Raw genomic sequence first — 19435 nt, forward strand, 5'->3', positions numbered from 1 at the left:
GCCTGCCGCCAGCGTTCAATCTGAGCCATGATCAAACTCTTCAATTTAAGTTTGATGCTCGTAGAATTAAACTTCGTAATGAATTACGTGTTCACTCTTTGAGACTTGGTATTCATTTTTCGTCCGAGGACGTTAAGAATCCATGTCACTTTGAGTGCCCACACAGATTGTCTGATAAATTGTTAAAGAGCAGTGCAACGCGGCTTTCGCTCATCGTTGCGAGGTGGCGTATATTACGCTTTCCTCTTTCAGAGTCAAGCGATTATTTTCGCTTTTCTCTTCAACCGGCCCGGCTGTTTGTGTGAAGTGATTCACATCTGCCGTGTCGATGGAGGCGCATTATAGGGAGTTCTCCGGAGCCCGCAACCCTTAAATGACAGAAAAATGACTGACTGCTGCATTCCCCAGCAAAACCCCACCTTATACCTGATTACACACAGACTTATCCACAATGCTACGAAAAAGTGAAAATGTGCGAGCGTTGCGCAAACGTTTTCGTTAAAATGCTCGCGCTAAATAAAGCGACCCCGCCAGGTGTGTTAGTTGAGTTTTTATATAGAGAATTCACCTAACGCTCTCTGTAATCGTCAAATCCAGGGGATTTACCATGCAACAACGTCGTCCAGTCCGCCGCGCTCTGCTCAGTGTTTCTGATAAAGCCGGTATCGTCGAATTCGCTCAGGCACTTTCTGCACGTGGCGTAGAGCTGCTGTCTACTGGCGGTACCGCTCGCCTGTTAGCAGATAAAGGCCTGCCGGTAACCGAAGTGTCCGATTACACCGGTTTCCCGGAAATGATGGATGGACGCGTCAAGACACTGCACCCGAAAGTCCACGGCGGCATTCTGGGTCGTCGTGGTCAGGATGACGGTATTATGGATCAGCACGGGATCGCACCGATCGATATGGTGGTTGTTAACCTTTACCCGTTCGCCCAGACCGTAGCTCGTGAAGGCTGCTCGCTGGAAGATGCGGTAGAGAATATCGACATCGGCGGCCCAACCATGGTGCGCTCTGCGGCCAAGAACCATAAAGACGTTGCCATCGTGGTAAAGAGCAGCGACTACGATGCCATTATTAAAGAGATGGATGCCAACGAAGGCTCCCTGAATCTCGAGACCCGTTTTGACCTCGCCATTAAAGCGTTTGAACATACCGCCGCTTACGACAGCATGATTGCCAACTACTTCGGTAGCCTGGTGCCAGCCTATCACGGCGAAAGCAACGAACCTTCCGGTCGCTTCTCTCGTACCCTTAACCTGAACTTCATTAAAAAGCAGGATATGCGCTACGGTGAGAACAGCCACCAGCAGGCTGCCTTCTATATAGAAGAAGAGGTAAAAGAAGCATCCGTTGCTACTGCACAGCAGGTGCAGGGTAAAGCGCTCTCCTATAACAACATCGCCGATACTGACGCCGCTCTCGAGTGCGTGAAAGAGTTCAGCGAGCCAGCCTGCGTTATTGTGAAGCATGCGAACCCATGCGGCGTGGCGGTAAGCACCACGATTCTGGACGCTTACGATCGCGCGTACAAAACCGACCCAACCTCGGCATTTGGCGGCATTATCGCTTTCAACCGCGAACTGGATGCTGAAACCGCGCAGGCCATCATCTCCCGTCAGTTTGTGGAAGTAATTATTGCCCCGTCTGCTACCGAAGAAGCCCTGAAAATCACCGCGGCGAAACAGAACGTGCGCGTGCTGGTCTGCGGCCAGTGGACGGAGCGCGTTTCGGGCCTCGACTTTAAGCGTGTGAATGGCGGCCTGCTGGTTCAGGATCGCGACCTGGGTATGGTGACAGAAGCCGACCTGCGCGTAGTGACCAAACGCCAGCCGACCGAACAGGAACTGCGTGATGCGTTGTTCTGCTGGAAGGTGGCGAAGTTCGTGAAATCCAACGCCATCGTCTATGCAAAAGAGAACATGACCATCGGCATAGGCGCAGGCCAGATGAGCCGCGTCTACTCCGCGAAAATCGCCGGTATTAAAGCTGGCGACGAAGGTCTGGAAGTGAAAGGCTCCGCCATGGCCTCTGACGCCTTCTTCCCGTTCCGTGATGGTATCGATGCGGCGGCGGCAGTGGGCATCACCTGCGTGATCCAGCCTGGCGGCTCCATCCGTGATGACGAAGTGATTGCCGCCGCCGATGAACACGGCATCGCGATGATCTTCACCGACATGCGTCATTTCCGCCATTAATTCCTGGAGCAGAGAATGAAAGTATTAGTGATTGGTAACGGCGGACGTGAGCACGCCCTGGCGTGGAAAGCGGCACAGTCCCCACAGGTAGAAACCGTCTTTGTGGCACCGGGTAATGCGGGTACCGCGCTGGAGCCTGCCCTGCAGAACGTCGCTATCGGCGTGACCGATATTCCGTCGCTGCTGAGCTTTGCCCAGAATGAGAAAATCGATTTGACCATCGTCGGTCCGGAAGCACCGCTGGTGATTGGCGTGGTTGACGCGTTCCGCGCGGCGGGCCTGGCCATCTTCGGACCGACCGAAGGCGCCGCGCAGCTCGAAGGCTCCAAAGCCTTTACCAAAGATTTCCTGGCGCGTCATAACATCCCGACCGCGGAATACCAGAACTTTACCGAAGTCGAGCCAGCGCTGGCTTACTTACGTGAAAAAGGCGCGCCGATTGTGATCAAGGCCGACGGCCTTGCTGCCGGTAAAGGCGTTATCGTGGCAATGACCCTCGAAGAAGCAGAAGCCGCAGTCCAGGATATGCTGGCAGGGAATGCTTTTGGTGATGCAGGCCATCGTATCGTTATCGAAGAGTTTCTCGACGGTGAAGAGGCGAGCTTTATCGTCATGGTCGATGGCGAGCACGTGCTGCCGATGGCTACCAGCCAGGACCATAAGCGCGTTGGCGACGCCGACACCGGCCCAAATACCGGCGGGATGGGCGCCTATTCTCCTGCCCCGGTGGTGACGGATGAAGTTCACCAGCGCACCATGGATCGCATCATCTGGCCAACCGTTAAGGGAATGGCTGCGGAAGGTAACACCTACACCGGCTTCCTGTATGCGGGCCTGATGATCGACAAACAGGGCAATCCGAAAGTTATTGAGTTCAACTGCCGCTTTGGCGATCCGGAAACGCAGCCGATCATGCTGCGCATGAAATCCGATCTGGTCGAACTGTGCCTGGCGGCCTGTGAAGGCAAGCTGGACGAGAAGACCTCCGAGTGGGATGAACGTGCGTCTCTTGGCGTGGTGATTGCGGCGGGGGGTTATCCAGGCAACTACAGCACCGGGGATGAGATCCACGGTCTGCCACTGGAAGAGCGTGAAGGCGCGAAAGTGTTCCACGCCGGAACGAAACTGTCTGATGATGAACGTGTACTGACCAATGGTGGCCGCGTCCTTTGTGCCACAGCCCTTGGCAATACCGTCGCAGAAGCGCAGCAACGCGCCTATGCGCTAATGGCGGATATCCACTGGAACGGTAGCTTCAGCCGTAGCGATATTGGCTATCGTGCGATTGCGCGGGAGCAGGGGAAGTAATTTTCCCCCTCACCCTAACCCTCTCCCCATAGGGGAGAGGGGACTTAAAAACTTTTCTCTGTCGGCTGCCAGGTACAGAAATCTTCGTTAGCCACCAGCAGCAGCTGTGACCCTTCAGGCGCTTCCAGCCACGCCACGCTCACCTCCATGGAGGAATGGCTCTGACGGCGCGCAATATGCTCCGTTGCCCAGCTATCAAGATCCGGCTTCAGGGTCTGGCCTTCGCACGTGGTGACGGTGCCGTCGTTATGCCAGCGCCCCTGATACAGCACAACCCTTCCCTGTCGCAGCGCGTCGCTGGTCTGGCGAATCTGGTTGGCACGGTAGCGGTAAAGCTCGATTTGATCGGTAGAGAGCTGCTGTTTGAGCCCGCCCATTTCCCGCTGCATAAAGCTCAGCTCACCGTGGTCGTCAAAACGGACCCGCACATGTTCGGGAACCTTGCTGTAGATGTTTACATCAATATAGGCGAGCGTATCGCCCTGCCAGCGGTATTCACTGGTGGTGGTGCTGCCGCTATGCCAGGGGCTAAACGCGGAGAGGAGATGCACTTCGTCGTCTGAATCTTTGCGCCAGACACGTACCGCGCCCCGATCGTCAGCGTAGCCGCTGGCGGTAAAGGGTGGCAGGGAGGCGTCATGGCTACAGGCGGTCAGTGCAAGCAGGCCCGCTAACGCCATCGCCTGGCGCCAGACAGACAAAAGGGGCGAAACCGCCCCCTCGATAAAACTGTTCACTGCTACGCGGCTTACTTAACTGCGTCTTTCAGTGCTTTGCCAGAAACAAATGCTGGCACGTTAGCTGCAGCGATTTTGATTTCGTTACCGGTCTGCGGGTTGCGGCCAGTACGCTCAGCGCGGTGGTTCACTTTGAAGGTACCGAAACCTACCAGTTGTACAGCGTCGCCTTCTTTCAGAGACTCAGTAATTGCAGCCAGGGTGGATTCCAGAGCAGCTTTAGCCTGTACTTTAGACAGGTCAGCTTTGTCCGCAATTACATCAATCAGTTGAGTCTTGTTCATAAGTTATCCTTTCAATGTGTTTATCGCTTGCTAAGCATCGAGTGCGACGAAAATGCCAAAAAAGCACTCTCCTGCATACACGCACCGATAGCCACTTATTTTCGCCCCCCAAATGTAGACCAGACGGGGGGCAGAAGGGAAGAGTAGACGCATGACAAAACAGGCGTTAAATCACGTTTTGTTGTCTCACTGGTTAAGATTTATACCAATGTTACTCTCGCCTGCCTCACGCAAGTCTGCGCGCAGACCTTTAATCAGCTCGATATCGCGTTCTTCGCACTCCGCCAGTAGACGGAATATTTCCCACTGGATGTCCCATTCCTGTTCAATGGCCGGGTTCAGACGCAGCTCTTCATCAGTCATTTCGCGCCCTTCCTGGGTCATCTCCAGCATGGCCACGGTCGTGATGGAGGCCTTACTGACTTCGATGGCATGGTCCAGCGTTTCGCCACTCAGGCGCGAGTGAATCAGTTCACTTAATGCCACACAGGCATCAATCGCCGGGTAGACGCCATAGACATCATAGTCATCAGCCACCGGGATCGCCTCTTCCAGCTTATCGAGCTGGCTGTCGAAGTTCACCTTCGCATCTTTGACCGTCAGTGTTTCCCACACCAGATCGAGAATACGACGATACAGTTGACCCTCACCAAATTCAGTCTGCTTGCAGAACATGGCATAGTTCGGATACATACGTTCGCACAGACAGGCCATAAAAGTGACGTGCTGCCAGCTTTCCAGCTTCTCAAGGCGCAGGTGAATCGGGTTTTGTAACATGATGATGTCTCGAATCGAAAATTGGCCGCAGTTTACCTGAATCAGCCCTGAATTTCTTGCCAACGAACAAAAGCCGGACGCCCGGAGGCGACCGCATCGGCCCAGCGGGTCGGTTCCGGCAGGCGATAGCCCCGCATACAGCGCTGTACCCACGCCAGGGCGCTGTCAGTACTGACACGATGGCCGGTCGCGATGAACAGCGGATTGCAGCGGGCTTTGCTGCGCCAGACCCACGCCAGCTGCTCGCCTTTATCCATCAACGGCGCCAGCGCGCCGGGCTCGGCCGGCAGCGGATCAAACTTGCCGCAGAGGCGCTTTTTCGCCACGCCGATGGTCGGGACATCCACCAGCAGACCAAAATGGCTGGCAACGCCGAGACGGCGCGGGTGGGAGATGCCGTGCCCATCAACAAACAGCAGATCGGGTCTTTGCGAAAGCTGATCCCACGCCGCAAGCAGCGCGGGATATTCACGAAATGAGAGAAAGCCGGGGATATAGGGCATGGCGGTGGCAATCCGCGCCACCTGATGCTCGACCAGTTCCAGCCCGGGGTACGTCAGGAGCACAATCGCCGCCCGCGTCACCTCTCCGCCCTGCTCAAACCCGACATCGGCCCCCGCAATCAGCGTGGGAGGATCTTTATCCAGACGATCCTCACGGGATACAGACGCAGCGAGTTTCAGTTGTTGAGCGCGAAGTGACGCAAGATCCATAACGACTCCTTACAGGTGATACTGGGCAGAAAGTCGGTGCACCGCCTCCACAAACACGCCTGCATGTTCTGGCGGAACATCCTGATGAATACCGTGCCCCAGATTAAAGACATGACCTTCGCCCTGACCGAAGCCCGCCAGAATGGTCGAGACTTCTTCTTCAATACGGGCGGCCGGAGCATACAGCATAGACGGATCCATGTTGCCCTGCAGCGCGACTTTGTCACCCACGCGTCGGCGCGCATCGGCAATATCGGTAGTCCAGTCAAGGCCCAGCGCATCACAGCCGGTTTCTGCCATCGCTTCCAGCCACTGGCCGCCGCCCTTGGTGAACAGCGTTACCGGCACGCGACGGCCTTCGTTTTCACGCAGCAGGCCATCAACGATTTTATGCATGTAATAGAGCGAGAACTGCTGATAATCGCGCCCCGTCAGCACCCCACCCCAGGTATCGAAGATCATCACCGACTGGGCGCCGGCTTTGATCTGCGCGTTCAGATAGAGGGTGACGCTTTTTGCCAGCTTATCCAGCAGAGCGTGCAGCGCCAGCGGGTCGGCATACATCATCTTCTTAATCACGGTGAAAGCCTTGCTGCTGCCACCTTCGACCATGTAGGTTGCCAGCGTCCACGGGCTACCGGAGAAACCAATCAGCGGCACCTCACCTTTCAGCTCGCGGCGAATGGTGCGCACCGCATTCATCACATAACCGAGCTCCTGCTCCGGGTCCGGGATCGGCAGGTTGTCGATGTCCGCTTTGCTCTTAATGGGAGAAGAAAAGCGCGGCCCTTCGCCGGTCTCAAAATAGAGCCCAAGCCCCATCGCGTCCGGGATGGTCAGGATGTCAGAGAAGAGGATCGCCGCGTCCAGCGGGTAACGGCGCAGCGGCTGAAGGGTCACTTCGCACGCCAGCTCCGCGTTTTTGCACAGCGACATAAAATCGCCCGCCTGCGCACGCGTGGCTTTATATTCCGGTAAATAGCGGCCCGCCTGGCGCATCATCCATACCGGAGTGATATCAACGGGTTGGCGCAGCAGCGCACGCAGATAACGATCGTTCTTCAGTTCGGTCATTTTTGCAGTTCCTTAAGCGTCTAATCCCCAGTGTAACATGTCTCACACATCGTCAGCCCGACACATTGCCACGGTGTCTTCTATCAGCCGTCGCGCCACGGTGCCCGGCGGGGGCAGCAGCGGTAAATCGTCGTAGCGATACCAGTCAGCCGCCAGCAGCTCTTTCGGGTCGATGACGATCTCGCCGCTGTCGTACTCGGCCATAAAAGCGGTCATTAGCGACTGCGGGAACGGCCACGGCTGGGAGGTGACATAGCGCAGATTCTTCACCCTGATACCGCTCTCTTCCATCACTTCCCGCGCGACGGCCTGCTCCAGGGTTTCGCCCACTTCGACAAACCCGGCCAGAACGGTATGCACCCCGTTGCGATGGCGGGTATGTTGTGCCAGCAGGATGCTGTCATTACGGCGGATGGCGACGATAATGCACGGCGCGATTTGCGGGTAGTAGCGTTCGCGGCAGTGGCTGCAGAGCATGGCCCATTCGGTTTTGCTTGGGTGCATGGCGTGCCCACAGTAGCCGCAGTATTTATGCGAGCGATAAAACTCGGCCAACTGCACGGCGCGGCCCGCCAGCTGAAACAGGCCCACATCGCGATCCAGCACCTGGCGGACCGATCCCATGTCGTGACGACGATTTTGCTGGATCAACCACACAGAATCGCCCTGCCACTCGCCGATATTTAGTGCGGGCTGACCCGCAAGATCGAAATTTCCGGCTTCGCCATGTGGTAATTCACCACCGGGCAACCATAATTTTTGTTCATGGCTGACTAACCACCAGCCGCGATCCGATTTTTCAATTATACGATCCATATCTATTGCACTACCTTTGCTTCACAGGCATGTTGGTAACAATACTATTACATTTTGGGTGGGCAGAATTTAATCTTAACCTTGCGGAGTCAAACATGCTAAACCAGCTAGAAAACCTGACAGAGCGCGTTGGCGGAAGTAACAACCTGGTCGATCGCTGGCTGAACTTGCGTAAACATCTGCTCGTTGCCTACTACAATCTTGTTGGCATCAAGCCGGGCAAAGAGTCCTATATGCGCCTGAACGAAAAAGCGCTGGATGATTTTTGCCAGGGCCTGGTCGACTATCTTTCTAACGGCCATTTCAACATTTATGAACGTATTATCCGTGAAATGGAAGGTAACAGCCCGTTTTTAGCAGCAACGAAACTTTACCCCTTGCTGGAAGCCAACACTCAGCAAATCATGGATTATTACGACTCCACCCTCGAAAACGCCATCGATCAGGATAATTACCTGCAATTTCAGCAGGCGCTCTCTGATATCGGCGAGGCGCTGGAGCAACGCTTTACGCTGGAAGACAATCTGATCGCCCTTGCGCTGGATCACAATCTGAAAGCCAGTAACGAAGATAACGTCGCCCGACCGGCTTGAGTTATTTCTCGTTAACGCGTAATTTACATTTACTGCTCCCGCTGTAGGGGAGCCTATTCTTGTCGGAGTGCCCAGTGCGAAAGCCGGGCTGAGACCGTTAATTCGGGATCCGCGGAACCTGATCAGGTTAAAACCTGCGAAGGGAACAAGAGTCAATCTGTTATGTATCGCCCCCAGGCGATCCTCTCTTGCTTCATCCGTCGTCTGACAAGCCACTTCCTACATTTTCTGGAACGAGCTATGTCTGCCACAAAATTGACCCGCCGCGAACAGCGCGCACAGGCCCAACACTTTATCGACACCCTGGAAGGCACCGCTTTCCCCAACTCTAAACGCATCTATCTGACCGGCTCCCGGGAGGACATTCGCGTGCCCATGCGCGAGATCCAGCTCAGCCCGACGCTTATCGGCGGCAGCAAAGAGAACCCGCAGTATGAAGAGAACGAAGCGGTGCCAGTCTACGACACGTCGGGCCCGTACGGCGATCCCGCGGTAACCATTAACGTGCAGCAGGGGCTGGCGAAACTGCGCCAGCCGTGGATTGACGCGCGTAACGACAGCGAAGCGCTAAACGAGCAAAGCTCGGCGTATACCCGGGAGCGTCTGGCCGATGACGGTCTGGACGAGCTGCGCTTTACCGGTCTCCTTACGCCGAAGCGCGCCATTGCGGGCAAATGTGTTACCCAGCTGCACTACGCCCGCCTGGGGATCGTGACGCCAGAAATGGAGTTTATCGCCATCCGCGAAAACATGGGCCGGGAGCGCATTCGCACCGACGTGCTGCGCCACCAGCATCCGGGCGAAGGGTTTGGGGCCCGGCTGCCGGAGAACATCACCCCGGAGTTTGTGCGTGCCGAAGTCGCCGCCGGTCGCGCCATTATCCCGGCCAACATCAACCACCCGGAATCGGAGCCGATGATCATCGGACGTAACTTCCTGGTAAAAGTGAACGCCAACATCGGCAACTCGGCGGTCACGTCATCCATTGAAGAAGAGGTAGAAAAGCTGGTCTGGTCCACCCGCTGGGGCGCGGACACGGTGATGGACCTCTCCACCGGGCGCTATATTCACGAAACCCGCGAGTGGATCCTGCGTAACAGCCCGGTGCCGATTGGCACCGTACCCATCTACCAGGCGCTGGAGAAGGTGAACGGCATTGCAGAAGATCTCACCTGGGAGGCGTTCCGCGATACGCTGCTGGAACAGGCCGAGCAAGGCGTTGACTACTTCACCATCCACGCCGGCGTGCTGCTGCGCTACGTGCCGATGACCGCGAAACGCCTGACCGGGATTGTTTCGCGTGGTGGTTCGATCATGGCGAAATGGTGTCTGTCGCATCATCAGGAAAACTTCCTGTATGAACACTTCCGTGAAATTTGCGAGATCTGCGCCGCTTATGACGTTTCCCTGTCGCTGGGTGATGGCCTGCGTCCGGGCTCCATTCGCGATGCCAACGACGAAGCGCAGTTTGCCGAGCTGCACACCCTGGGCGAGTTGACCAAAATCGCCTGGGAGTATGACGTGCAGGTAATGATCGAAGGCCCGGGCCACGTGCCGATGCAGATGATCCGCCGCAACATGACCGAGGAGCTGGAGCACTGCCATGAAGCGCCGTTCTATACCCTGGGGCCGTTGACCACTGATATTGCACCGGGTTACGACCACTTCACCTCCGGCATTGGCGCGGCGATGATTGGCTGGTTCGGCTGCGCGATGCTTTGCTACGTGACGCCGAAAGAGCACCTCGGCCTGCCGAATAAAGAGGATGTGAAGCAGGGGCTGATCACCTACAAAATTGCCGCCCACGCTGCCGACCTGGCGAAGGGCCATCCGGGGGCGCAGATCCGCGATAACGCGATGTCAAAAGCGCGCTTCGAATTCCGTTGGGAAGATCAGTTCAATCTCGCCCTCGACCCGTTCACCGCCCGCGCCTATCACGACGAAACCCTGCCGCAGGAGTCCGGCAAAGTCGCGCATTTCTGTTCCATGTGCGGGCCGAAATTCTGCTCAATGAAAATCAGCCAGGAGGTACGTGATTACGCCGCCGCGCAGACCATCGAAGTGGGGATGGCCGACATGTCGGAAACCTTCCGCGCCCGGGGCGGAGAAATCTACCTCAAAAAAGAGGAGGCGTAATGTATCAACCCAACTTTCCTCCGGTGCCGTTTCGTCTGGGACTCTATCCGGTGGTGGACAGCGTGGCGTGGATTGAACGCCTGCTTGCCGCTGGCGTAAAAACGCTGCAATTGCGCATCAAAGATAAGCAGGATGACGAGGTCGAAGCCGATGTGATCGCGGCCATTGCCCTGGGGCGACGCTATGATGCCCGCCTGTTTATCAATGACTACTGGCGACTGGCGATTAAACATCAGGCCTACGGCGTGCATCTGGGTCAGGAGGATCTGGAGACTACCGATCTTGAGGCCATTCGTGCTGCCTGTTTGCGTCTCGGTGTATCGACCCATGACGACATGGAGATCGACGTGGCGCTGGCGGCGCGTCCGTCCTATATCGCGCTGGGGCACGTTTTCCCGACGCAAACCAAGCAGATGCCGTCCGCCCCGCAGGGGCTGGAGCAGCTGGCTCGACATATCGAACGGCTTGCAAATTATCCCACCGTCGCCATCGGCGGGATCAGCCTCGCACGTGCACCCGAGGTGCTGGCGACCGGTGTGGGGAGCATCGCGGTGGTGAGCGCTATCACGAAGGCCGATGACTGGCAGGCGGCGACGGCACAGCTACTGCAACTGGCGGGGGCTGGCGATGAATGACCGTGACTTTATGCGCTACAGCCGCCAGATCCTGCTGGAGGATATCGCCATCGACGGGCAGCAAAAGCTGCTCGCCAGCCGGGTGTTACTGGTCGGCCTGGGCGGATTAGGCGCCCCGGCGGCGCTGTACCTGGCCGGAGCCGGGATCGGCACGCTGGTGCTGGCCGACGATGACGAAGTGCATCTGAGTAATTTGCAGCGCCAGATCGTCTTCACCAGCGACGATATCGCCCAGCCAAAAGCGCAGGTAACCGTGCGTCGATTAAAGCAACTCAACCCGGATATCCGGCTGATAGCCCTGCAGACCCGGCTGGAAGGCGATGCGCTCCATGATGAGGTGGCCCGCGCTGACGTGGTGCTGGACTGCAGCGATAACATGGCCACCCGGCAGGCGATCAATGCGGCCTGCGTAAGGCTCAACACGCCGCTCATCACCGCCAGCGCCGTCGGCTTTGGCGGCCAGATGATGGTGCTGACGCCACCCTGGACGCAGGGCTGCTACCGCTGCCTGTGGCCGGATGATGACGAACCGCAGCGCAACTGCCGCACGGCGGGCATTGTCGGGCCGGTGGTCGGCGTAATGGGAACCCTGCAGGCGCTGGAGGCGATAAAACTGCTTAGCGGTATTGAGGCCCCGCGCAATGCGTTACGCCTGTTCGATGCCCGGGCTGGCAGCTGGCGGCAGCTGGCTTTACAGCGCGCCAGCGATTGTCAGGTGTGTGGAGGGCAGCATGCGGATCCTGTTTAACGACGAACCGATGCAGTGCGTGGACGGCATATCCGTCGCCACCCTGCTCTCCCAGCTACGCCAGTTAAAACCCGGGGTCGCGCTGGCCCTGAATCAACAGATCCTGCCGCGCGAGCAGTGGGAAAACCAGCAGGTACGCGAAGGCGATCACATCCTGCTCTTTCAGGTGATTGCCGGAGGCTGAAATGTTACAAATTGCTGATAAAACCTTTGATTCACATCTGTTCACCGGCACCGGGAAATTCGCCTCGCCACAGCTGATGGTGGATGCCATTCGCGAGAGCGGCAGCCAGCTGGTGACGCTGGCGATGAAGCGGGTCGATCTGCGTAATCACAACGACGCGATTCTGGCGCCGCTGCTGGAAGCGGGCGTGAGCCTGCTGCCCAATACTTCCGGAGCCAAAACTGCGGAAGAAGCAGTGTTTGCTGCCCGGCTGGCGCGGGAGGCGCTGGGAACCCACTGGCTTAAGCTTGAGATCCATCCCGATGCCCGCTGGCTGCTGCCCGACCCCATCGAGACGCTAAAAGCGGCACAGATGCTGGTCAAAGAGGGATTCACGGTGCTGCCCTACTGCGGCGCCGATCCGGTGCTGTGCAAACGGCTCGAAGAGGCAGGCTGTGTGGCGGTAATGCCGCTCGGCGCGCCGATAGGCTCCAGTCAGGGGCTGGAAACCCGGGCGATGCTGGAGATTATCTTTCAGCAGGCGACCGTGCCGGTGATCGTCGATGCCGGAATCGGCGTGCCCAGCCATGCAGCCCAGGCGCTTGAGATGGGGGCCGACGCCGTGCTGGTTAATACCGCGATTGCGGTCGCAGACGATCCGGTGACGATGGCGCGGGCGTTTCGTCTGGCGGTAGAGGCTGGCGTGCTGGCACGTCAGTCTGGCCCTGGTACCCGAAGCGTTGAGGCGCAAGCCACCAGCCCGCTGACCGGTTTTCTGGAGGCATTATGATGAAAACCTTTACCGATCGCTGGCGCCAGCTCGACTGGGATGATATTCACCTGCGCATCAACAGCAAAACCCCAGCGGATGTGGAACGCGCGCTGAACGCCCGTCAGCCAACCCGCGAGGACATGATGGCTCTGCTCTCCCCCGCCGCCAGCGGCTATCTGGAGCCGATGGCGCAGCGGGCGCAGCGCCTTACCCGCCAGCGCTTTGGTAATACGGTGGGCTTTTATGTTCCGCTCTATCTCTCCAACCTGTGCGCAAACGACTGCACCTACTGCGGCTTCTCCATGAGCAACCATATCAAGCGCAAAACGCTGGATGAAAACGAGATTGCCCGGGAGTGCGCCGCGATCCGCGAGATGGGATTTGACCATCTGCTGCTGGTCACTGGCGAGCATCAGACCAAAGTCGGGATGGACTATTTCCGTCGCCATCTTCCGGCAATTCGTCGCCAGTTCGCCTCGCTGCAGATGGAAGTCCAACCGCTGTCAGAGGCAGAGTATGGCGAACTGAAAACGCTGGGGCTCGATGGCGTGCTGGTCTATCAGGAGACCTACCACGAGGCGGTGTATGCCCGGCACCATCTTAAAGGTAAAAAGCAGGACTTCTTCTGGCGACTTGAGACGCCGGATCGGCTGGGACGCGCCGGGATCGACAAGATCGGCCTCGGCGCACTGACCGGTCTCTCCGACAGCTGGCGGGTCGACAACTTTATGGTGGCGGAGCATCTGCTGTGGCTACAGCAATACTACTGGCAGAGCCGCTATTCGATTGCTTTTCCCCGGCTGCGCCCCTGCGCAGGCGGGATCCAGCCCGCGTCGATCATGGATGAACGCCAGCTGGTGCAGACCATCTGCGCGTTTCGCCTGCTGGCGCCGGAGGTGGAGCTGTCGCTGTCGACCCGGGAATCTCCCGCTTTTCGCGATCGCGTCATCCCCCTGGCGATTAACAACGTCAGCGCTTTTTCAAAAACCCAGCCTGGCGGCTATGCCGATGACCATCCCGAGCTGGAGCAATTTGCGCCGCACGATAACCGCCGCCCGGAAGCTGTCGCCGGGGCGCTCAGCAGGCAGGGATTACAGCCCGTCTGGAAAGACTGGGACAGCTGGCTGGGGCGCGCCTCGCAATCTGGCTGAAAAAATGGGTAACTTGATGAAGTTATTACGAGACGTCACGTAACCTTATAAACGGGCGATTGTCATACCCTGCCCGAATTTTTTACGCTTGTTTCGTCAGCAAGGGATGCTGACCAGGGCGGAAAGCTTCTTCCTCGTTTCGCCCTGCCTTTCCCCGTTCTGTAACAGTTGTAACCGGTTTCAGAAAATGCAGGTTTCTTTGTGATGCTTCACACACAATCGCGGTAACCGGGTTGTCGAAGCGAGCGGTGCGGGATAATTATCAATAAACACATGTACATTGGGGCTGACTATGAAGAACATCGTTTTATGCTGTGCAGCGGGAATGTCCACCAGCATGCTGGTTCAACGCATGAAAGACGCCGCGCAGAAAAAAGGGGTCGACGTAACCATTAAAGCCGTACCGGTTGCTGAGTTTAAAGATGAAATCGCCGCAGCCGACATTGTGTTGCTTGGCCCGCAGGTCAAATACGAACTGAATAATCTTCAGGCCCAGGCTGAACCGCTGGGTAAAAAAGTCGCGGTTATCGACATGATGGATTACGGCATGATGAAAGGCGATGCCGTCCTGGAAAAAGCGCTCAAACTGCTGGAGTGACCCATGGAAGATTTAGAAACGATCATTATGGAGCTGCTGGTGAATGCCGGTGCAGCCCGTAGCTCAGCATTAACCGCGCTGCAGATGGCGCGTAAAGGTGACTTCGCCGATGCAGAAAAAGCGATGGAAGAGTCACGGGAATTCGTTAAACAGGCGCATTCCATCCAGACAAAGCTGATTGGCCTTGATGAAGGTACCGGCAAGCTGCCGGTGAATCTGATCACCGTTCACTCTCAGGATCATCTGATGAACGCAATGGTCATTCAGGATCTGGCGGGGGACATGATCGAGCTTTACCGCCGTTTGCCGCTGGTGAATTAACACGCCCGGGGCGCTACGCTTACCAGCCATCCCGAGCTGTAGGCCAGGTAAGCGTAGCGTCCCCGGCAACAACCGCACCAAATTCGCCGGACATCAGGCAAAAAAAAACCCGCCGAAGCGGGTTTTTTTTATGGGCTGACGATACGATTACTCGTTGTCAGAACCGCCCAGGCCTGCGTTCAGCAGCTCTGCCAGGCTGGCAGATGCATCTTCAGCAGTCACCTGTGGTGCAGCAGGGATTTCGCCCGCTGCGCGACGGCGCATACGATCCTGGTGGTACGCATAACCGGTACCGGCCGGGATCAGACGACCCACGATAACGTTCTCTTTCAGGCCGCGCAGTTCGTCGCGTTTGCCCGCAACGGCTGCTTCGGTAAGCACACGAGTGGTCTCCTGGAACGATGCCGCGGAGATGAAGGACTCGGTTGCCAGAGACGCTTTGGTGATACCCAGCAGGTCGCGTGCATAAGTTGCACTCAGCTTGCCGTTCGCTTCTAGATCGCGGTTTGCAATCTTCACGCGAGAGTATTCAACCTGCTCACCTTCGAGGAAGTCGGAGCTACCGGCATTCACGATGGTGGCTTTACGCAGCATCTGACGAACGATAACTTCGATGTGCTTATCGTTGATCTTAACGCCCTGCAGACGGTAAACGTCCTGTACTTCGTTGGTGATGTAACGCGTTACCGCGTGGACGCCACGAAGACGCAGAATGTCGTGCGGTGCTTCCGGACCGTCGGAAACCACGTCACCCCGTTCTACACGTTCACCTTCAAACACGTTGAGCTGACGCCATTTTGGAATCATCTCTTCGTACGGATCGCTGCCATCCAGCGGCGTGATCACCAGACGGCGCTTCCCTTTGGTCTCTTTACCGAAGGAGATGATACCGCTGATTTCAGCCAGGATTGCCGGCTCTTTCGGACGACGTGCTTCGAACAGATCCGCAACGCGTGGCAGACCACCGGTAATATCCTTGGTACCACCGGATTCCTGAGGAATACGCGCCAGGGTGTCACCAGAGCTGATCTGTACGCCATCTTCCAGCTGAACAATCGCTTTACCTGGCAGGAAGTACTGAGCAGGCATATCGGTGCCTGGGATCAGAACGTCGTTGCCGTTAGCATCAACGATTTTCAGTGCCGGACGCAGGTCTTTACCACCCGCGGTACGTTCTGCAGAATCCAGAACCACCAGGGAAGAGAGACCGGTCAGTTCGTCGGTCTGACGAGTAATCGTCTGGCCGTCGATCATATCGGTAAAGCGAATAAAGCCTGCCACTTCGGTGATAACCGGCATGGTGTGCGGATCCCAGTTTGCTACGGTTTCGCCGCCTGCAACCTGCTCGCCATCGCCTTTCGCCATTACGGCGCCGTAAGGCACTTTATAGCTCTCTTTGGTACGACCAAATTCGTCGATCAGCTTCAGCTCGGTGTTACGGGAAGTGATAACCAGTTTACCGCTGGAGTTCACAACCGACTTCGCGTTGCTGAGCTTGATGCTACCTTTGTTTTTCACCTGGATGCTGGATTCAGCAGCCGCACGAGATGCCGCACCACCGATGTGGAACGTACGCATCGTCAGCTGTGTACCCGGCTCACCGATGGACTGTGCCGCGATAACGCCGATAGCTTCACCTTTGTTGATGATGTGGCCACGCGCCAGGTCACGACCGTAGCAGTGCGCACATACACCAAAGTCGGTGTCACAAGATACAACGGAACGTACCTTCACGGAGTCAACAGAGTTCGCTTCCAGCTGATCACACCACTGTTCGTTCAGCAGCGTGTTACGCGGAACCAGAATGTCTGCGGTGCCCGGCTTCAGAACGTCTTCAGCGGTTACACGACCCAGTACGCGATCGCGCAGCGGCTCTTTAACATCACCACCCTCGATAACCGGGGTCATGGTGATACCTTCGAGGGTGCCACAATCGTCTTCGGTAACAACCAGGTCCTGCGCTACGTCTACCAGACGACGCGTCAGATAACCGGAGTTCGCGGTTTTCAGTGCGGTATCCGCCAGACCTTTACGCGCACCGTGCGTGGAGATGAAGTACTGGAGTACGTTCAGACCTTCACGGAAGTTCGCGGTGATTGGCGTTTCGATGATGGAGCCATCTGGCTTCGCCATCAGACCACGCATACCTGCCAGCTGACGAATCTGTGCTGCAGAACCACGCGCACCGGAGTCGGCCATCATGTAGATGCTGTTGAAAGAGACCTGCTGCTCTTCGACGCCGTCACGGTTAATAACGGTTTCGGTTTGCAGGTTATCCATCATCGCTTTGGATACACGATCGTTCGCCGCAGCCCAGATATCGATAACTTTGTTATAGCGTTCGCCCGCGGTTACCAGACCAGACTGGAACTGCTCCTGGATCTCAGCAACTTCAGCTTCCGCTTCAGAGATGATCTCGTGTTTCTTCTCTGGGATGACCATGTCATCAATACCAACAGATGCACCTGAACGCGCTGCATAAGCAAAGCCGGTGTACATTGTCTGGTCAGCGAAGATAACAGTCGGCTTCAGGCCCAGAATGCGGTAACAGGTGTTCAGCATTTTGGAGATGGCTTTCTTACCCAGCGCCTGGTTGACGATGGAGAAAGGCAGACCTTTCGGTACGATCATCCACAGAATGGCACGGCCAATGGTCGTGTCTTTCAGGCTGGTTTTCGCTACGAATTCGCCGTTTTCATCTTTTTCGTATTCGGTGATACGCACTTTAACGCGCGCATGCAGAGAGGCCAGGCCAGCGCGATAAATACGCTCAGCTTCTTTCGGGCCAGTCAGCACCATGCCTTCGCCTTTGGCGTTAACACAGTCACGGGTCATGTAGTACAGACCCAGTACAACGTCCTGAGAAGGAACGATAATTGGTTCACCGTTCGCTGGAGACAGGATGTTGTTGGTAGACATCATCAGCGCACGCGCTTCCAGCTGGGCTTCCAGCGTCAGCGGTACGTGAACAGCCATCTGGTCACCATCGAAGTCGGCGTTATATGCCGCACAAACCAGCGGGTGCAGCTGGATAGCTTTACCTTCGATCAGTACCGGTTCAAATGCCTGGATACCCAGACGGTGCAGGGTTGGTGCACGGTTCAGCAGTACCGGGTGTTCGCGGATCACTTCGTCCAGGATATCCCAAACGACAGCTTCTTCACGCTCAACCATCTTCTTAGCGGCTTTGATGGTGGTGGCGAGGCCACGCAGTTCCAGCTTGCCGTAGATGAACGGTTTGAACAGCTCCAGTGCCATTTTCTTCGGCAGACCGCACTGATGCAGACGCAGGTATGGACCTACGGTGATTACAGAACGACCGGAGTAGTCAACACGCTTACCGAGCAGGTTCTGACGGAAACGACCCTGTTTACCTTTGATCATATCGGCCAAAGATTTCAGAGGACGTTTGTTAGAACCGGTGATCGCACGACCGCGACGACCGTTATCCAGCAGGGCGTCTACCGCTTCCTGCAGCATACGTTTTTCGTTGCGTACGATGATGTCCGGCGCAGCCAGATCCAGCAGACGCTTCAGACGGTTGTTACGGTTAATGACGCGACGATACAGATCGTTCAGGTCAGAAGTCGCGAAACGACCACCATCCAGCGGAACCAGCGGACGCAGATCTGGCGGCAGTACCGGCAGAACGGTCAGGATCATCCACTCTGGTTTGTTACCAGACTGAACGAAAGCTTCCAGCAGTTTGATACGCTTGGTCAGCTTTTTACGCTTAGTTTCGGAGTTGGTTTCGTTCAGCTCTTCACGCAGCTGCTCGCACTCTTGCTCCAGATCCATGCTCTTCAGCAGGGCCTGGATTGCTTCCGCACCCATCTTCGCGTCGAATTCGTCACCGAACTCTTCCAGCGCGTCCAGATACTGCTCTTCGGTCAGGATCTGGTTACGTTCCAGGTTCGTCATACCGCCTTCGATAACCACATAGGATTCGAAGTACAGAACACGTTCGATATCGCGCAGCGGCATATCCAGCAGCAGGCCGATACGGGACGGCAGAGATTTCAGGAACCAGATGTGGGCAGTCGGAGACGCCAGCTCGATGTGGCCCATGCGCTCACGACGCACTTTGGTCTGGGTCACTTCAACGCCGCACTTCTCACAGATCACACCACGGTGTTTCAGGCGCTTGTACTTACCGCACAGGCACTCGTAATCTTTTACTGGCCCGAAAATACGCGCACAGAAAAGGCCGTCACGCTCAGGTTTGAACGTACGGTAGTTAATGGTTTCCGGCTTTTTAACTTCACCGAAAGACCATGAACGGATCATGTCTGGCGAGGCCAGAGCAATTTTGATCGCATCAAACTCTTCGGTTTTAGTTTGCGCTTTCAGAAACTTTAATAAGTCTTTCACGGATTTGCTCCCGTCGGAGTTAGCACAATCTGGTGTCGGGA

18 protein-coding genes and 1 riboswitch are annotated in these 19435 nt (G+C 56.6%); of the genes, 11 read left to right on the forward strand and 7 right to left on the reverse strand.

Annotated features, from left to right (window positions below; translation table 11 throughout):
* Positions 1-607 precede the first annotated feature (607 nt).
* Together purH and purD are read left to right on the forward strand one after the other, a co-directional pair.
* On the forward strand, positions 608-2197 hold the full coding sequence (gene purH / locus MXM41_RS21995; protein ID WP_325934402.1) for a bifunctional phosphoribosylaminoimidazolecarboxamide formyltransferase/IMP cyclohydrolase: 1590 nt from the start codon (positions 608-610) through the stop codon (positions 2195-2197).
* A 15-nt stretch (positions 2198-2212) separates the two neighbouring features.
* The gene (purD, locus tag MXM41_RS22000; protein ID WP_325934404.1) at positions 2213-3505 is read left to right on the forward strand and encodes a phosphoribosylamine--glycine ligase; all 1293 of its coding nucleotides are present in this window, start codon (positions 2213-2215) and stop codon (positions 3503-3505) included.
* A 44-nt stretch (positions 3506-3549) separates the two neighbouring features.
* Here purD and MXM41_RS22005 read toward each other — a convergent pair whose 3' ends face one another.
* From MXM41_RS22005 to nudC, 6 genes are all read right to left on the reverse strand, one after another.
* Positions 3550-4242: a DUF1481 domain-containing protein gene (locus MXM41_RS22005; protein WP_325934406.1), complete on the reverse strand. Its 693-nt coding sequence runs from the start codon at positions 4240-4242 to the stop codon at positions 3550-3552.
* Positions 4243-4253: 11 nt separating this feature from the next.
* Positions 4254-4526: a nucleoid-associated protein HU-alpha gene (gene hupA / locus MXM41_RS22010; RefSeq protein WP_032615913.1), complete on the reverse strand. Its 273-nt coding sequence runs from the start codon at positions 4524-4526 to the stop codon at positions 4254-4256.
* Positions 4527-4712: 186 nt separating this feature from the next.
* Positions 4713-5303 carry a YjaG family protein gene (locus tag MXM41_RS22015; RefSeq protein ID WP_325934407.1) on the reverse strand — a complete coding sequence of 197 codons (591 nt, stop codon included), beginning with the start codon at positions 5301-5303 and terminating at the stop codon, positions 4713-4715.
* Positions 5304-5344: 41 nt separating this feature from the next.
* Positions 5345-6016, reverse strand: coding sequence for a deoxyribonuclease V (nfi, locus tag MXM41_RS22020; protein WP_325934408.1), 672 nt, complete (start codon positions 6014-6016; stop codon positions 5345-5347).
* A gap of 9 nt (positions 6017-6025) precedes the next feature.
* Complete coding sequence (gene hemE / locus MXM41_RS22025) at positions 6026-7090, reverse strand: uroporphyrinogen decarboxylase (RefSeq protein WP_325934409.1); 1065 nt, start codon at positions 7088-7090, stop codon at positions 6026-6028.
* A 42-nt stretch (positions 7091-7132) separates the two neighbouring features.
* Positions 7133-7906, reverse strand: coding sequence for an NAD(+) diphosphatase (gene nudC / locus MXM41_RS22030; protein WP_325934410.1), 774 nt, complete (start codon positions 7904-7906; stop codon positions 7133-7135).
* A 95-nt stretch (positions 7907-8001) separates the two neighbouring features.
* Here nudC and rsd point away from each other — a divergent pair, with 95 nt between their 5' ends.
* The 9 genes from rsd to MXM41_RS22075 all read left to right on the forward strand — a co-directional run bounded on the left by rsd (position 8002) and on the right by MXM41_RS22075 (position 15023).
* Complete coding sequence (gene rsd, locus MXM41_RS22035; RefSeq protein WP_325934411.1) at positions 8002-8499, forward strand: sigma D regulator; 498 nt, start codon at positions 8002-8004, stop codon at positions 8497-8499.
* 53 nt (positions 8500-8552) lie between these two features.
* A riboswitch (TPP riboswitch) is annotated at positions 8553-8661 on the forward strand.
* A gap of 78 nt (positions 8662-8739) precedes the next feature.
* On the forward strand, positions 8740-10635 hold the full coding sequence (gene thiC / locus MXM41_RS22040; protein ID WP_325934412.1) for a phosphomethylpyrimidine synthase ThiC: 1896 nt from the start codon (positions 8740-8742) through the stop codon (positions 10633-10635).
* Positions 10635-11270 carry a thiamine phosphate synthase gene (gene thiE, locus MXM41_RS22045; RefSeq protein ID WP_325934413.1) on the forward strand — a complete coding sequence of 212 codons (636 nt, stop codon included), beginning with the start codon at positions 10635-10637 and terminating at the stop codon, positions 11268-11270. Before thiC ends, thiE begins: the two co-directional genes overlap by 1 nt.
* Positions 11263-12018, forward strand: a complete 756-nt coding sequence (locus MXM41_RS22050; protein ID WP_325934414.1) for a HesA/MoeB/ThiF family protein — start codon at positions 11263-11265, stop codon at positions 12016-12018. The genes thiE and MXM41_RS22050 overlap by 8 nt, the downstream gene beginning before the upstream one ends.
* Complete coding sequence (thiS, locus tag MXM41_RS22055; protein WP_325934415.1) at positions 12002-12202, forward strand: sulfur carrier protein ThiS; 201 nt, start codon at positions 12002-12004, stop codon at positions 12200-12202. Before MXM41_RS22050 ends, thiS begins: the two co-directional genes overlap by 17 nt.
* 1 nt (position 12203) lies before the next feature.
* The gene (gene thiG / locus MXM41_RS22060; RefSeq protein WP_325934416.1) at positions 12204-12971 is read left to right on the forward strand and encodes a thiazole synthase; all 768 of its coding nucleotides are present in this window, start codon (positions 12204-12206) and stop codon (positions 12969-12971) included.
* The gene (gene thiH / locus MXM41_RS22065) at positions 12971-14104 is read left to right on the forward strand and encodes a 2-iminoacetate synthase ThiH (RefSeq protein ID WP_325934421.1); all 1134 of its coding nucleotides are present in this window, start codon (positions 12971-12973) and stop codon (positions 14102-14104) included. Before thiG ends, thiH begins: the two co-directional genes overlap by 1 nt.
* Before the next feature lie 292 nt (positions 14105-14396).
* Positions 14397-14702, forward strand: coding sequence for a PTS sugar transporter subunit IIB (locus MXM41_RS22070; RefSeq protein ID WP_103177803.1), 306 nt, complete (start codon positions 14397-14399; stop codon positions 14700-14702).
* Positions 14703-14705: 3 nt separating this feature from the next.
* On the forward strand, positions 14706-15023 hold the full coding sequence (locus MXM41_RS22075; RefSeq protein ID WP_250587029.1) for a PTS lactose/cellobiose transporter subunit IIA: 318 nt from the start codon (positions 14706-14708) through the stop codon (positions 15021-15023).
* 147 nt (positions 15024-15170) lie between these two features.
* Here the strand turns inward: MXM41_RS22075 and rpoC are convergent, their stop codons facing one another.
* Entirely contained in the window at positions 15171-19394 is a 4224-nt protein-coding gene (gene rpoC, locus MXM41_RS22080; RefSeq protein WP_325934417.1) for a DNA-directed RNA polymerase subunit beta', read from the reverse strand.
* Positions 19395-19435: the final 41 nt, after the last annotated feature.

Source organism: Leclercia adecarboxylata, assembly GCF_035787115.1.
Classification (GTDB): Bacteria; Pseudomonadota; Gammaproteobacteria; order Enterobacterales; family Enterobacteriaceae; genus Enterobacter; species Enterobacter adecarboxylatus_E.